This is a genomic window from Actinokineospora diospyrosa, assembly GCF_024171925.1.
GTDB lineage: Bacteria > Actinomycetota > Actinomycetes > Mycobacteriales > Pseudonocardiaceae > Actinokineospora > Actinokineospora diospyrosa.
Window position 1 is genome coordinate 36,498 of record NZ_JAMTCO010000011.1, and the last position, 14,425, is coordinate 50,922.

The window sequence follows — 14,425 nt, forward strand, 5'->3', positions numbered from 1 at the left end:
GTCTTAACCTCCTGCTCAGCGCTTCTTGCCGGTACGGCGGCGGCGGACGATCATCTTGTCGCTGGCCTTCTTGCGGCTGCGGGTGCGGCCCTCGGGCTTACCGGCCGGGTTCACCGGGTGGCGACCACCGGAGGTCTTGCCCTCACCACCACCGTGCGGGTGGTCGACCGGGTTCATCGCGACACCGCGGACGGTCGGGCGGCGGCCCTTCCAGCGCATGCGGCCCGCCTTGCCCCAGTTGATGTTGGAGTGCTCGGCGTTGCCGACCTCGCCGACGGTGGCGCGGCAGCGCACGTCGACGTTGCGGATCTCGCCGGACGGCATGCGCAGCTGCGCGTAGGGACCGTCCTTGGCGACCAGCTGCACGCTGGTGCCCGCGGACCGCGCGATCTTCGCGCCGCCACCGGGGCGGAGCTCGATCGCGTGGATCACGGTGCCGACCGGGATGTTGCGCAGCGGCAGGTTGTTGCCCGGCTTGATGTCGGCGCGGGGGCCGTTCTCAATCGGGTCGCCCTGCGACAGCTTGTTCGGCGCGATGATGTAGCGCTTCTCGCCGTCGGCGTAGTGCAGCAGCGCGATGCGCGCGGTGCGGTTGGGGTCGTACTCGATGTGCGCGACCTTGGCGGGCACGCCGTCCTTGTCGTTGCGCCGGAAGTCGATCAGTCGGTACGCGCGCTTGTGACCGCCACCCTTGTGCCGGGTGGTGATCTTGCCGTGCGCGTTGCGACCGCCCCGTCCGTGCAGCGGACGGATCAGCGACTTCTCCGGCGTCGACCGCGTGATCTCGGCGAAGTCCGAGACACTGGCGCCGCGACGACCCGGGGTCGTCGGCTTGTACTTGCGGATACCCATGTCTGCTCAGTCCCTTACGCGGCCGGGCCGCCGAAGATCTCGATCGGCTTGCTCTCGGCGGACAGCGTCACGATTGCCCGCTTCGTGTCCTTGCGCTTGCCGTACCCGGTGCGGGTCCGCTTGCGCTTGCCGTTGCGGTTCAACGTGTTGACGCTGACGACCTTGACGCCGAACACCTTCTCCACCGCGATCTTGATGGCGGTCTTGTTGGCGTCGGGGTGCACCACGAAGGTGTACTTGTTCTCCTCGAGCAGCCCGTAGGACTTCTCGGAGATCACCGGCGCGAGAAGGATGTCTCGTGGGTCGGGGATCACTTGTCCTCCTCGGACTTCTCAACCGCGACGGCCTCGGCCGAGGTGGCCCGCCCCTTGCCGACCTTGACCGGCCGGGACAGGAAGTCGTCGTAGGCGGCCTTGGTGAACACCACGTCGTCGTTGACCAGCACGTCGTAGGTGTTGAGCTGGTCGGGCGCGATCACGTGCACGTGCTGCAGGTTGCGCACCGACACCCAGGCGACGTCCTCGTCGCGGGTCAGCACGACCAGCACGCGGCGCGCGCTGGTGATCGACTCCAGCAGCAGGCGGGCGGTCTTGGTCGAGGGGGTGTCCCCGTCGGACAGACCGGTCACCACGTGCACCTGGCCCGCGCGCGCCCGGTCGGAGAGGGCACCGCGCAGGGCGGCCGCCTTCATCTTCTTGGGGGTGCGCTGCGAGTAGTCGCGCGGCTGGGGACCGTGCACGACGCCACCGCCGACGAACTGCGGTGCGCGGGTCGAGCCCTGGCGGGCCCGGCCGGTGCCCTTCTGGCGGTACGGCTTCTTGCCACCGCCAGCGACCTCGCCACGGGTCTTGGTCGAGTGCGTGCCCTGGCGGGCCGCGGCCAGCTGGGCCACCACGACCTGGTGCATCAGCGGCACGTTGGCCTGGACGTCGAAGATCTCGGCGGGCAGCTCAACGCTGCCGTCGGTCTTACCGCCCGGGGCCTTGATGTCAACGCTGCTCATCAGGCACCGCCCTTCGCGGCAGTCTTGAGGAACACCAAGCCGCCCTTGGGGCCGGGAACGGCACCCTTGAGCAGGATCAGGCCGGACTCGGCGTCCACCTGGTGCACCGTGAGGTTCTGGGTGGTGACGCGCACGTGGCCCATACGGCCGGCCATGCGCAGACCCTTGAAGACGCGGCCGGGTGTCGCGCAGCCGCCGATGGAGCCCGGCGAGCGGTGCTTGCGCTGGGTGCCGTGCGAGGCGCCCAGACCCTTGAAGCCGTGCCGCTTCATGACACCGGCGGTGCCCTTGCCCTTGGTCGTACCGGTCGCGTCGACCACCTGGCCCGCCTCGAACACCTCTGCGGTGATCTCCTGGCCGAGCTCGTAGGACGCGGCGTCGGTGGTGCGCAGCTCAGCGAGGAAGCGGCGCGGGGTGACTCCGGCCTTGGTGAAGTGCCCACCCTCGGGCTTGTTCACCTTGCGCGGGTCGATGGCGCCGTACGCGAGCTGGACCGCGACGTAACCGTCGGTGTCCTGGGTGCGCACCTGCGTGACCACGTTGGGTCCCGCCTTGACGACGGTGACCGGGACGATCCGGTTGTTCTCGTCGAAGACCTGGGTCATCCCGAGCTTGGTGCCCAGGATTCCCTTCATCTGCCTGTCAGACATGACTGTGTTTCTCTCCGCCGCTCAGCGCCGCACGCTTACTGGATGTTGACGTCGACACTCGCAGGCAGATCGATGCGCATGAGCGCGTCGACCGTCTTCGGGGTCGGGTCGAGGATGTCGATGAGACGCTTGTGCGTGCGCATCTCGAAGTGCTCGCGCGAGTCCTTGTACTTGTGCGGCGAGCGGATGACGCAGTAGACGTTCTTCTCCGTGGGCAGCGGCACTGGCCCCACGACCCGCGCGCCAGTGCGCGTCACGGTCTCCACGATCTTTCGCGCGGACGCGTCGATCGCCTCGTGGTCGTAGGCCTTGAGCCGGATGCGGATCTTCTGTCCCGCCATGGTGGCTTGCCGTTCCTCTAGTTCGTTGCGATGTCGGCAGACCTGTCAGGCCGAACCGCGCCGCTTCCCTGTTCACATGCTGCGATCCCGCGGCTCCCGGTCCACGCGGTCGGGCGTGTCGCGCCCGTTTCGCATGGCGGTCCCTTGGACGAAATCCTTGGGCAAGCCGAGCATCTGTCGTCTAGAGGGGTCTTCAGACCCCGGCTCTCACGCGGAGGCGGCCGGTTCGTGCGGTGGAACACCACAGCACCGGCCGCCCCGCGACGAGCAACCCATGAAGGATGCCACACGCGGGTGTGGCGATCCAAATCGGGGGGTCGAACCGGCTGGTCCGACCCCCCGAGGGGACTACTTGATGATCTTGACGACCCGACCGGCGCCGACGGTGCGGCCACCCTCGCGGATCGCGAACCGCAGGCCCTCGTCCATGGCGATCGGCTGGATCAGCGCGACCGTCATGCCGGTGTTGTCACCGGGCATGACCATCTCGGTGCCCTCGGGGAGGGTCACCACACCGGTCACGTCGGTGGTGCGGAAGTAGAACTGCGGGCGGTAGTTGTTGAAGAACGGGGTGTGCCGACCGCCCTCGTCCTTGCTCAGGATGACGACCTGGGCCTCGAAGTCGGTGTGCGGGGTCGTGGTGCCCGGCTTCACGATGACCTGGCCGCGCTCGATGTCCTCGCGCTTGATGCCGCGCAGCAGGAGGCCGACGTTGTCGCCCGCCTGGCCCTGGTCGAGCAGCTTGCGGAACATCTCGACACCGGTGACGGTGGACTTCTGCGCCTTCTCGCGGATGCCGACGATCTCGACCTCCTCGTTGACGTTGATGATGCCGCGCTCGATCCGGCCGGTCGCGACGGTGCCGCGGCCGGTGATCGTGAAGACATCCTCAACGGGCATGAGGAAGGGCTTGACGACGTCGCGCTCGGGCTCCGGGATGCTCTCGTCGACAGCGTCCATGAGCTCGATCAGGCGGGCGCCCCACTCGGCGTCGCCCTCGAGGGCCTTGAGCGCGGAGACGCGCACGACCGGGAGGTCGTCGCCCGGGAAGTCCTGAGCGGACAGCAGCTCGCGGACCTCGAGCTCGACGAGCTCCAGGATCTCCTCGTCGTCCACCATGTCGGCCTTGTTCAGGGCGACCACGATGTAGGGCACGCCGACCTGGCGGGCCAGCAGCACGTGCTCACGGGTCTGCGGCATCGGGCCGTCGGTCGCGGCGACCACCAGGATGGCGCCGTCCATCTGCGCCGCACCGGTGATCATGTTCTTCACGTAGTCCGCGTGACCGGGGCAGTCGACGTGCGCGTAGTGGCGCTTCTCCGTCTGGTACTCGATGTGCGCGATGGAAATGGTGATGCCGCGCTGCTTCTCCTCCGGCGCCTTGTCGATCTCGTCGAACGGCGTGAAGGGGTTCAGGTCGGGGTACTTGTCGTGCAGGACCTTCGAGATGGCCGCGGTCAGCGTGGTCTTGCCATGGTCGATGTGACCAATGGTGCCGATGTTGACGTGCGGCTTGGTCCGCTCGAACTTGGCCTTCGCCACTGGACTGTCCTCCTGGACTGGATTCGCTTTGTTCCACTTCCGGGCCGGACATTATCTGCCCGACCCGGGAGCGGCTATCTGGGTCTGTGCGGGCCGCGGGGGCCGTGGTGGCCCCCGCTTACGCGGGGTAGGGGATTACTCCCCCGTCGCCTTGGCGATGATTTCCTTCGCCACGTTCGCGGGAACCTCGGCGTAGGAGTCGAACACCATCGAGTAGTTGGCTCGGCCCTGGGTCTTGGACCGCAGGTCGCCCACGTACCCGAACATCTCAGACAGCGGCACGAGCGCCTTGACGACGCGAGCACCACTGCGCTCCTCCATGGCCTGGATCTGGCCGCGGCGGGAGTTGAGGTCGCCGATGACATCGCCCATGTAGTCCTCGGGCGTGGTCACCTCGACCGCCATCATCGGTTCCAGGATCACCGGACCGGCCTTGCGGGCCGCTTCCTTCATCGCCATGGAACCGGCGACCTTGAACGCCATCTCGGAGGAGTCCACCTCGTGGTAGGCACCGTCGAGCAGCGTCAGCTTCAGCCCCACGAGCGGGTAACCGGCGAGAACACCGTACTGCATGGCGTCCTGCGCACCGGCGTCGACCGAGGGGATGTACTCGCGCGGGACGCGACCACCGGTGACCGCGTTGGCGAACTCGTAGAGCGCGCCGTCGCTGGTCGTGGTGTCCAGCGGCTCGAGCTTGATGACGACCTTCGCGAACTGGCCCGACCCACCGGTCTGCTTCTTGTGGGTGTAGTCCAGCTTCTCGACCGTCTTGCGGATGGTCTCGCGGTAGGCCACCTGCGGCTTGCCGATGTTGGCCTCGACCTTGAACTCGCGGCGCATGCGGTCCACCAGGATGTCCAGGTGGAGCTCGCCCATGCCAGCGATGATCGTCTGGCCGGTCTCCTCGTCCAGGCTGACCTTGAAGGTGGGGTCCTCCTCGGCCAGCTTCTGGATCGCGGTGCCCAGCTTCTCCTGGTCGGCCTTGGTCTTGGGCTCGATGGCGACCTGGATGACCGGGTCCGGGAAGGTCATCGACTCGAGCACGATCGGGTTCGCCGGGTCGGACAGGGTCTCACCGGTGGTGGTGTCCTTGAGCCCGATGACGGCGTAGATGTGCCCGGCGATGGCCTCGTCGACCGGCTGCTCCTTGTTGGCGTGCATCTGGAAGAGCTTCCCGATGCGCTCCTTGCGGTCCTTGGTCGAGTTGATGACCTGGGCACCGGAGGCGACCCGTCCCGAGTAGACGCGGACGTAGGTCAGCTTGCCGAAGAACGGGTGCGCGGCGATCTTGAAGGCCAGCCCGGCGAACGGCTCGTCGACGCTGGGCTTGCGGGTCACCTTGGTCTCGCCGTCCTGCAGCGTGCCCTCGACGTCGGGGACGTCCAGGGGCGAGGGCAGGTAGTCGATCACGGCGTCGAGCATGGGCTGCACGCCCTTGTTCTTGAACGCCGAGCCGCAGAGCACCGGGTACGCCGAACCGTCGGTGACGATCTTGCGGATACCCGACTTGATCTGCTCGACGGTCAGCTCCTCGCCACCGAGGTAGAGCTCGGCCAGGTCGTCGTCGACGTCGGCGACGGCCTCGAGCAGCTTCTCGCGGTACTCCTGCGCCTTCTCGAGCAGATCCGCCGGGATCTCCTCGATGGCGTAGTCCTCGCCCTTCTTGACCTCGCCGCGCCAGGTGAGCGCCCGCATCTCGACCAGGTCGATGACGCCGATGAAGTCGCCCTCCGACCCGATCGGGAGCTGGATCGGCAGCGGCTTGGCGCCCAGGCGCTCGGAGATGGTGCGCACGGTGAAGTAGAAGTCCGCGCCGAGCTTGTCCATCTTGTTCACGAAGCAGATGCGCGGCACGTCGTACTTGGACGCCTGGCGCCACACCTGCTCGGACTGGGGCTCGACCCCCTCCTTGCCGTCGAACACCGCGACCGCGCCGTCGAGCACCCGCAGCGACCGCTCCACCTCGACGGTGAAGTCGACGTGCCCGGGGGTGTCGATGATGTTGATCTGGTGGTCTTTCCAGTAGCAGGTGGTGGCGGCGGAGGTGATGGTGATACCCCGCTCCTGCTCCTGCTCCATCCAGTCCATGACCGCGGCGCCGTCGTGCACCTCGCCGATCTTGTAGCTGATCCCCGTGTAGAAGAGGATCCGCTCGGTCGTCGTGGTCTTGCCCGCGTCGATGTGGGCCATGATCCCGATGTTGCGGACCTTGGCGAGGTCGGTCAGCACGTCGAGTGCCACGGGTTCTTCCCCTGTCCTTGAGCTACGGCGCCGCTGAGGCGTCCACCGGGATGGCGGACGCCCGTGATCACCAGCGGTAGTGGGCGAAGGCCTTGTTGGACTCGGCCATCTTGTGCGTGTCCTCGCGGCGCTTGACGCTGGCGCCAAGACCGTTGGAGGCGTCGAGGAGCTCGTTCATCAGCCGCTCGATCATGGTCTTCTCACGGCGGGCCTGCGAGAAGGACACCAACCAGCGCAGCGCGAGGGTCGTCGAACGACCCGGCTTGACCTCGATCGGCACCTGGTAGGTCGCACCACCGACGCGGCGGCTCTTGACCTCCAGGGTCGGCTTCACGTTGTCCAGGGCGCGCTTGAGGGTGACGACCGGGTCGGTGCCGGTCTTGTCGCGGGCACCTTCCAGGGCGCCGTAGACGATGCGCTCGGCGACCGAGCGCTTGCCGTCCTTGAGCACCTTGTTGATGAGCTGGGTGACCAGCGGCGAGCTGTACACCGGGTCGGAGATCAGCGGCCGCTTCGGGGCCGGTCCCTTACGGGGCATGTCAGCTCTTCTCCTTCTTCGCGCCGTAGAGGCTGCGCGCCTGCTTGCGGTTCTTCACGCCCTGCGTGTCCAGCGAGCCGCGGATGATCTTGTACCGAACACCCGGGAGGTCCTTCACACGGCCGCCGCGGACGAGCACCATCGAGTGCTCCTGCAGGTTGTGCCCCTCGCCCGGGATGTACGCCGTGACCTCGATACCGCTGGTCAGCTTCACGCGGGCGACCTTGCGGAGCGCGGAGTTCGGCTTCTTCGGGGTGGTGGTGTACACGCGGGTGCACACGCCACGCCGCTGCGGGCTCCCCTTGAGAGCCGCAGTCTTCTGCTTGGCGACCTTGTCCTGGCGGCCCTTGCGGACCAGCTGCTGGATCGTGGGCATAGACCGGCTTTCTCTGATCACTCTCGACACCCGCGCGGGGTGCCGAAGGCACTGTGTACTTGCGGTTCCTGCTACTCCGCCCGCCCCCCGAGGTCGGGCGTGTCGCCCGCTCTCGCGGCTCCCGCACGGGAAGAAAACCATCCCAGCGGGGTTCGGGAGGAACTCCGGCGTGTCTGGCAGGAGTCCACCAAACGACATCCGGGTGACCGGCGTCGCCACAGCGGACCGCACGGCACAGGCACACGGACCGACCCGACATGGGTCGGGCACGAGTAGCAAAGATACCTTGGTCGTGACGGGGAGGTCAAAACGGGGGTACCCAAGCGGGCGCGCGGCTGGTCCACTCGAAGGAGTGTTCGAAAGCACCCGGTGGTGTGGTGTCGCTCTCAGTCAGCGCGGCGGCGCGGCCAACTCCGTTTGAAGATCCGGTGCGACCGGGCTAACCTTAGCCCTAGCTGCCGGTCCGCGGATGCGGCAGAAGTGAACCCGGGAACGTGCCCGCGTCGTCGTGGGACCCCGGGTTTCGCGCTGTTCAGAGCCGGGTCACGTCGACCAGGTGGCTCGCGCAGATCATCCCCCACGGCTCGCCCTCCGCGTGGAACGCGGCGGCGATGTAAGCGCCCGCGACGAAGTCCGGCAACCAGATCAGCGGCGTCGCCGACTTGCCGACGTGGTCGACGCGGAAGTCGGTGGAGATGCGCCGGGACGAGCGGAGCCGCTCGCGGGTCCTGCGGTCGTGCCGGTCGGCGCCGGAGCGGCTCTCCAGGAAGACCTGTTCGACCCCCTCGTCGTATTGCAGCCGGGGCAGCAGGTGCGCGAGCAGTCGGACCCGCGCCCGCTCCTGCTGCTGGCTCGACGCCACCTCGGTGCACAGGATGGCCCCGTCGAGGGGGAGGTTCGCGATGACCTTCGCGATGGCCGCCCGCCGGACCGGCGTCTCGTCGTAGTGGTGCAGGTAGTCGCGCCCGGGAGTCAGCGCGGCGGTCAGCTCGGCCTCGATCACCGGGTGGTCCCGGGCTTGGGTGAGCACCGCGGCGAGGCCGTAGAGACGGGTGCCCGCACCCGTTTTCGCGCTCGTCTCGTCGATGTAGGCGATCCGCTGGGGGATGAAATCCACTGAACTTGCCCGTCCACATCCGATCGACGGCCAATGAAGTAGCGGAAAGCGTATCGGGGATGGCGGACAGCGGGGATTCGCGCTGTGATGGGGCGGTGGATGACGACGAGGATGAGTTTGAGGATGGGCAGGATGTGCCGGATGAGGTGCACACGGTGTGCCACCTGTGCGGGGGTGGTGGGCTGATCGCCGATCCGAAGTTCGCGGTGGTGGGCGGGGTCGCGAAGACGTTGGACAACGGGCGGCCGTGTTTGCACTGCGATACGGAGGGGCGGTTTCCGGGGATTGTGTTGCCGCTATAGCAACGGTCTGCCAGCCGCCGGGCACCTGATCACGGTATCTGGCGGGTGGCGCCCCTGACCCGGGATCGGGGGCCAGGGGCGCCGGGGGTCAGCCCTTGAGGTGGCGGACCAGGTCGCGGACGTCGATGGAGATCGCGGCGCCCGTGGGGTTCTTGGAATCCCGCACAGCGGCAAGGTCGCTGCGGACCTCGACGCAGTCGGTGCCGTTGTTGCTGCGGGTGGACTTGCGCCAAGTCATGACTACCCCTTCAGGTGGCGGACCAGGGACTGGATGTCCACGGGCAGCGCGGGACCGCCGGGGTTCTTGGAATCCCGGACCGCGGAGAGGTCGCTGCGGACCTCGACGCAGTTGCTGCCGTTGCTGCTGCGGGTGGACTTGCGCCAGGTGGGGTTCTGCACAGGGGCCTCCGGATCACTCGAACGCGGCCAGCCGGGTTCGGATCGCGGTGGCGGACTCTGCCGGTGAGAGAGCCACCTCGGTGAGCTGGTCCGCGTTACGAGTGTACTGGGACACCTGCCGCTGCTCCTGGATGTAGATCGCGTCATCCGGGATCTCGACGTAGACAACCGACTGCGCCTGGAGGTTGTCCTCCGCGTCGCGGAAGTGGAGCAAGCTGAACTGCCCCTCGAGACCGTCGTGGCGGCCGATTGCCGTTGGCAGCACGCGAATCTCAATGTTGTCGCGCTCGCCCAGTTCGAGCAGGTGCCGCAACTGACCGCGCATCACTTCCAGGCCGCCTATAGGCCGAGAAAGCACCGACTCCTCGAGGATCATCGTTAGGTGCAAAGGATTCTCATCGGCCAACACGCGCTCTTGGCGCTCCATCCGCAGATTCACCAAGCGTTCTTCCTGGTCTGGCCGCACCCTTGAACTTGGCGCTGTCACGCCTGCCGAGTACTCCCGTGTCTGCGTCAGCGCATTGAGCACCAATGGTGCGTAGGTGACAACGTGGGAGGCCAATCCCTCCAGGCCGATGTAGGTGCGCAGCCAGTCCGGGATGACGTCGTTCCAGCGCGCCAGCCAGCTGCTTTTATCGGCCCGACCTGCGAGGTAGCTCAGCCGGTCGATGTCGTAGCGCGGGGCGCCGTAGTGGGTGAGCATCACGTCTATCTGTTGCGGTGAGGGCAAATGCCGTCCGACTTCGAAGTGGGCGACCATTCCGCCCGATATCTTCAAGGCCTTGCCGACCTCCGCCTGCGACGCGCCCGCCTGCTTGCGGTAGTTGGTCAGCTCGACACCGATCAGCCAGCGCAGCGCCGAGGGGTCAACACGTTCCACGATCTTCGCTCTCCCGGTTGGTCGTTGAGGCAGCCCAGTGTGCCGCATTCGTCACCCTCAGCGATATCACCCGATAGTGTTATAGATCGAGCTGAGTTGATAGCTATACCCTGACCGGGCACGCAACAGCAGCGACGAGGAGGAACTTCCGATGTACGCGACCAACACCGAGGTCCGGGTGAGCACCGGGCTCGAGGTCTCCGCCGACTGCGCCATGCGCAGCTACGACAACGGCGACGACTCGATCGTCATCGTGCTCGGCGACGGCAGGGACGGGGTCGAGATGGTCTACCGGACCGAGGGCCTGCGCCGCCTGGTCTCGGTCGCCACCGAGGCGCTGGCAGGCAGGTAGCCGGGGCGGACACGGTCCCCGGGTGGTGTCGACACGCGGGGCACGTGTCCGGTGCGGACGGCCGGGTGAACGCATTCGGCCGCCCCCCGCCCGGCCCCCCGAGCTGGGCCGAGCCGCCCACTCGGGGTGTCGGCCGCCGCTCGTCGCAGTGGTCATGACCCGTGCGGCGCTAGTCACCCGCTTGGCCGCGTCCGGTCCTCCACCGGCTCGGTTACGTTGGCGCGCAACGTTTCCACCGAGGGAGGCACCGTGCGCCGTCTGGTCGCGCTCATCTTCGCCATCCTGCTGCTCACCCCGGGCACGGCCACCGCCGAGAGCCCCCGAGTCTGGGTCGACCTCCCCGTCGACAACGCGCTGGTGCCGGTCGACCAGTCGATCACGCTGCGCGGTCACTCCCTCGGCCTCCCGGGCGATGGCGTCAAGTACACCGAGATCGCGCTGCACGACCAGAACCACTTCGTCATCGTCGCGGGCGCGGGCCAGACCGACTGGGAATACACCTTCACCCCCACCGCGCCGCAAGTAGGACCGCTGGTCGTCTTCGCGCGGGTTGTGCTCGACAGCAGGCAGACGACCACGGCTGAGGTGCTGAATCTTCGAGTCGGTGAAAGCCAGCGGCCCACGGCAATGTGTCCTTGCGTGTTTGAACCGCCGGGCGCGGGCAGGCTCTACAACGAGCGCACACCTCTAGAGCTCGGGCTGCGATTCTTCGTCGATCGCCCCGGCAGCATTACCGGTGTTCAGCTCGCGGCAGACCTGCCTTGGACTGAGGGGCTTACCGCGCATCTGTGGAGCGCCAAGGGATCCCTACTCGCGACAACTACGGAGCACGGGAGTTATCCCCGTCTTAACTTCGCCACCCCGGTCGCTGTAGATCCCTATGCTGCTTATGTGGTCAGTTACACCTCACCCAACGGGGTCTACTACGCCACCTCGGGCTACTTCACCCAGCGCGTCGGCATCCCGCCGATCGTCGCGCACTACGACAACTACGAGCCGTTCCCGCACTCGGCCCCCGGCATCTTCGGCGCACCCGGAGCGTTCCCGCGGTCCACCTACAACGGCGGGAACTACTGGGTGTCGCCCGTGTTCACCTCGTGAACCGGAGGAGACAACTCGTGTTCCGCAGGCTCGTCGCGCTGATCGCCGTCGTGCTACTCGTGCCGCTCACCGCTTCCGCTGCCGTACCTCCCGACCGGGTCTTGTCGTGGATCGACTCCCCCGGGCCGGACAACGTGCTGCCTCTTGGCAGCCCAGTGCTCCTCGCGGGGACCGCGCGACACTCCGTCTGGTCAGGTGCGCCGGAGCAGCCGATCACGGCGGTAGACCTATCGTTCGACGGCGGGCAGACCTGGGTTGGCGCTGTGGTGGGCAAGCGCTACTCAGCGACGACCTGGAGTCTTATTCACACCTTTACCAGTCCTGGCCCGGTCACCGTGCTCTCGCGCGCCTCTACCGCTACCGAGGTGCAGGCCGCCCCGTTGGAGCAAGCGCACTACTGGGTCGGCTCTGGCCCGCTGCCTGCGCTGCCCTGCACGGAGTGCTCGCTACGCCTACCCACCCGTGCCGACGTCTCTTACGTCGACATAGACCCCGATCCGCGGCCGGTGGAGCTCGGCGTGCGGTTCGAGGTCGACCGGGCTGGTCACATCCAGAGCATCTGGGGTGGCAACAACTACTCCGAGGGCGAAGGCACCCGGACAGCCCGGCTTTGGAACACCGACGGCGAGCTGCTTGGAGAGGCGCCAGAGGGGTCCCCACGGACCTCGGAGTTCGTCTTCGATCCTCCGGTGGCGGTAGAGCCTGGCAAGACGTACGTGGCCTCTTACGTTGTCCCGTGGGGTCACTACCCCGTGGTCGAGGGCTACTTCACGGCTTCTGTCGTTCAGTCTCCCTTCATCATCAACGAGAATGCTGGGGTGTACAGGTACACAGACGAGGGCTCGGAGGGTGTTCCCACACAGACCTACCGTGGGAGCAGCTACTCGGTGGTCCCCGTTTTCACCTCTTAGGCCTGGAGGGGCTTTGTTGCGCAAACTGGTCGCGCTCGTATCGGTTCTCTTGCTCGTGCCGGTCGCGGCGAGCGCAGATGTCGTTGCCGGGCACCCCGACTCGTTTGTGCAGTCCCCGCTAGAGAGCAACGTCGTGCCTCTTGACGTACCGGTGGTGTTCGCGGGCGGGGCTGGGTACACCGGCAGCAATCCTCAGGCCATCACCTCGGTGGAGGTCTCGTTCGATGGCGGAGACACCTGGGAGTTGGCGGACGGTACGGGCACGTGGAGCCTGGTGAAGACGGTGACCACGCCGGGGCCGTTGGTCGTCATTTCCCGCGCTTGGGCGGGAAATGAGGTGGAGACCCCGCACCGGCAGCGTCATCTGTGGGCGGGAGCGGGTCCTCTCCCGGCCTTGGACTGCACCCGCTGCGAGTTCTGGCAGCCCACCCGCGGCGACGTCACCTACGTCGACTCTGACTCCGACGCGCGCCCGGTGGAGGTGGGGACCCGCTTCCAGGTGGACCGCCCCGGTCACATCACCGCCGTCATGGGCTTCAACCACTACAACGGCGAAGGCACCCAGGTCGGCCGACTCTGGAGCTCCGACGGTGAACTCCTGGCGGAAGGCACCAAGTCTTACCCGTCTGCCATCGACTTCACCTTCGCCCAGCCGGTCCCCGTTGAGCCTGGCAAGACCTACATCGCGTCGTACTACACCCCGTGGGGCCACTACGCGGTCTCCGAAGGTCACTTCACCGCGGCGACTGTCCGTGCCCCCTTCACGGCCCTACCGGACGCGGGTGTCTATAGGTACGGCGACGAAGGCCCCACGCCGACAGACGGTGGCTTCCCGGAACACACCTACGAAGGCAGCTACTACTGGGTTATGCCCGTGTTCAAGCCCTAACCGGAGGCCCCCTTGCTCCGCAGACTCATCTCGATCCTGTCTGCTCTCCTGCTGCTCCCAACAGTCTCGCCAGGGATAGCGCACGCGATACCCGGAGCAATCATCACCACGCCCTCCGACAACGGGGTGGTCCCTCTTAACGTGCCGATCACCTTCGCGGGCCACGTCAACCGCACCCTCTGGGACAACATCACCGCGGTAGACCTGTCCTTCGACGGCGGCACTACCTGGCAAGTCGCTCCCGGCACGGAGCAGTGGGCGATCATCTACACCCCGACGGTCCCGGGCATCCTCACCGTCCTCACCCGAGTCCGGGACGACACCACCACATTTCGCCCTCTTACCCGCCACTTCACCGTTGGCACCGGCCCAATCGGGTTCGTCGCTTGCTCCCCCTGCGAGTTCAAGCAGCCCAACCTCGGCCCCAGCACAACGTTCCTGCGCACCGACTCAGACCCGCGCCCAGTAGAGCTAGGTCTCCGCTTCCAGGTAGACCGCCCCGGCACCATCACCGGCGTCAAGGTCACCCACTACGCCATCGGCCCCGGCACCCCGCACGTCCGCCTGTGGGCCGCAGACGGCACCCTGCTGGCCGAGGCCACCTCGGACACCTTCACCTTCACCTTCCCCACCCCGGTCCCCATCACCGCGGGCGCCACCTACATCGCGTCCTTCTTCACCCCCTGGGGCCAGTACGCCGTAACCGAGAACCACCACCGCGGCGCCATAGTCCAACCCCCCTTCACCGCACCCCCCGACGCAGGCGTCTACTACTACGCCGACGAAGGCCCCGAACCCGAAACCGGCGGCTTCCCCACGAAGACCTACAAATCCAGCTACTACTGGGTCTCCCCGACTTTCCTGCCTACCCGCTAGCCACGGCCCACTAGATCACCCGGATGGGCTACTGGGGGTGATGGGCCCCGTCAGC

General features: G+C 67.0%; 19 protein-coding genes. 6 read left to right on the plus strand and 13 right to left on the minus strand.

The annotated features are described in order from the left end of the window. Window positions 1-15: 15 nt before the first annotated feature. The 10 genes from rplB to LV75_RS22485 all read right to left on the minus strand — a co-directional run bounded on the left by rplB (window position 16) and on the right by LV75_RS22485 (window position 8,660). Window positions 16-852 (minus strand): 50S ribosomal protein L2, encoded by an 837-nt coding sequence (gene rplB / locus LV75_RS22440; protein ID WP_092777665.1) that lies wholly within the window; start codon window positions 850-852, stop codon window positions 16-18. 14 nt (window positions 853-866) lie between these two features. Next, window positions 867-1,166: a 50S ribosomal protein L23 gene (rplW, locus tag LV75_RS22445; protein ID WP_018682831.1), complete on the minus strand. Its 300-nt coding sequence runs from the start codon at window positions 1,164-1,166 to the stop codon at window positions 867-869. Further along, a complete protein-coding gene (rplD, locus tag LV75_RS22450) occupies window positions 1,163-1,855 on the minus strand; it encodes a 50S ribosomal protein L4 (protein ID WP_253888969.1) in 693 nt (230 codons plus the stop codon). The genes rplW and rplD overlap by 4 nt, the downstream gene beginning before the upstream one ends. After that, entirely contained in the window at window positions 1,855-2,505 is a 651-nt protein-coding gene (rplC, locus tag LV75_RS22455; protein ID WP_253888970.1) for a 50S ribosomal protein L3, read from the minus strand. Before rplC ends, rplD begins: the two co-directional genes overlap by 1 nt. A 35-nt stretch (window positions 2,506-2,540) precedes the next feature. Then, a complete protein-coding gene (gene rpsJ / locus LV75_RS22460) occupies window positions 2,541-2,846 on the minus strand; it encodes a 30S ribosomal protein S10 (protein WP_003938093.1) in 306 nt (101 codons plus the stop codon). A gap of 348 nt (window positions 2,847-3,194) precedes the next feature. Then, window positions 3,195-4,388 (minus strand): elongation factor Tu, encoded by a 1,194-nt coding sequence (gene tuf, locus LV75_RS22465; protein ID WP_253888971.1) that lies wholly within the window; start codon window positions 4,386-4,388, stop codon window positions 3,195-3,197. A 135-nt stretch (window positions 4,389-4,523) separates the two neighbouring features. Next, window positions 4,524-6,629, minus strand: coding sequence for an elongation factor G (gene fusA / locus LV75_RS22470; RefSeq protein WP_253888972.1), 2,106 nt, complete (start codon window positions 6,627-6,629; stop codon window positions 4,524-4,526). A gap of 67 nt (window positions 6,630-6,696) precedes the next feature. Beyond that, a complete protein-coding gene (gene rpsG, locus LV75_RS22475; protein WP_026424116.1) occupies window positions 6,697-7,167 on the minus strand; it encodes a 30S ribosomal protein S7 in 471 nt (156 codons plus the stop codon). Between the two features lies 1 nt (window position 7,168). Next, complete coding sequence (rpsL, locus tag LV75_RS22480) at window positions 7,169-7,543, minus strand: 30S ribosomal protein S12 (RefSeq protein ID WP_092777655.1); 375 nt, start codon at window positions 7,541-7,543, stop codon at window positions 7,169-7,171. A 532-nt stretch (window positions 7,544-8,075) separates the two neighbouring features. Beyond that, window positions 8,076-8,660, minus strand: a complete 585-nt coding sequence (locus LV75_RS22485) for a hypothetical protein (RefSeq protein ID WP_253888973.1) — start codon at window positions 8,658-8,660, stop codon at window positions 8,076-8,078. 95 nt (window positions 8,661-8,755) lie between these two features. On the opposite strand from LV75_RS22485, the gene LV75_RS22490 reads away from it, so the two are divergent. After that, on the plus strand, window positions 8,756-8,962 hold the full coding sequence (locus LV75_RS22490) for a hypothetical protein (RefSeq protein ID WP_253888974.1): 207 nt from the start codon (window positions 8,756-8,758) through the stop codon (window positions 8,960-8,962). A gap of 88 nt (window positions 8,963-9,050) precedes the next feature. Here LV75_RS22490 and LV75_RS22495 read toward each other — a convergent pair whose 3' ends face one another. The 3 genes from LV75_RS22495 to LV75_RS22505 are packed head-to-tail and all read right to left on the minus strand — an operon-like array spanning window position 9,051 to window position 10,241. Then, window positions 9,051-9,200 (minus strand): DUF397 domain-containing protein, encoded by a 150-nt coding sequence (locus LV75_RS22495; RefSeq protein WP_253888975.1) that lies wholly within the window; start codon window positions 9,198-9,200, stop codon window positions 9,051-9,053. Window positions 9,201-9,202: 2 nt separating this feature from the next. Then, window positions 9,203-9,361 carry a DUF397 domain-containing protein gene (locus tag LV75_RS22500; RefSeq protein ID WP_253888976.1) on the minus strand — a complete coding sequence of 53 codons (159 nt, stop codon included), beginning with the start codon at window positions 9,359-9,361 and terminating at the stop codon, window positions 9,203-9,205. A 13-nt stretch (window positions 9,362-9,374) separates the two neighbouring features. Continuing rightward, a complete protein-coding gene (locus tag LV75_RS22505; protein ID WP_253888977.1) occupies window positions 9,375-10,241 on the minus strand; it encodes a helix-turn-helix domain-containing protein in 867 nt (288 codons plus the stop codon). Between the two features lie 151 nt (window positions 10,242-10,392). On the opposite strand from LV75_RS22505, the gene LV75_RS22510 reads away from it, so the two are divergent. From LV75_RS22510 to LV75_RS22530, 5 genes are all read left to right on the plus strand, one after another. Then, complete coding sequence (locus LV75_RS22510) at window positions 10,393-10,593, plus strand: hypothetical protein (protein ID WP_253888978.1); 201 nt, start codon at window positions 10,393-10,395, stop codon at window positions 10,591-10,593. A gap of 249 nt (window positions 10,594-10,842) precedes the next feature. Beyond that, entirely contained in the window at window positions 10,843-11,694 is an 852-nt protein-coding gene (locus LV75_RS22515) for a DUF4082 domain-containing protein (RefSeq protein ID WP_253888979.1), read from the plus strand. Window positions 11,695-11,711: 17 nt separating this feature from the next. Beyond that, window positions 11,712-12,605, plus strand: a complete 894-nt coding sequence (locus LV75_RS35595) for a DUF4082 domain-containing protein (protein ID WP_253888980.1) — start codon at window positions 11,712-11,714, stop codon at window positions 12,603-12,605. A 16-nt stretch (window positions 12,606-12,621) separates the two neighbouring features. Further along, window positions 12,622-13,494 carry a DUF4082 domain-containing protein gene (locus LV75_RS22525; RefSeq protein WP_253888981.1) on the plus strand — a complete coding sequence of 291 codons (873 nt, stop codon included), beginning with the start codon at window positions 12,622-12,624 and terminating at the stop codon, window positions 13,492-13,494. A 141-nt stretch (window positions 13,495-13,635) separates the two neighbouring features. Continuing rightward, the gene (locus tag LV75_RS22530) at window positions 13,636-14,370 is read left to right on the plus strand and encodes a DUF4082 domain-containing protein (RefSeq protein WP_253888982.1); all 735 of its coding nucleotides are present in this window, start codon (window positions 13,636-13,638) and stop codon (window positions 14,368-14,370) included. The last annotated feature ends 55 nt before the right edge of the window (window positions 14,371-14,425 follow it).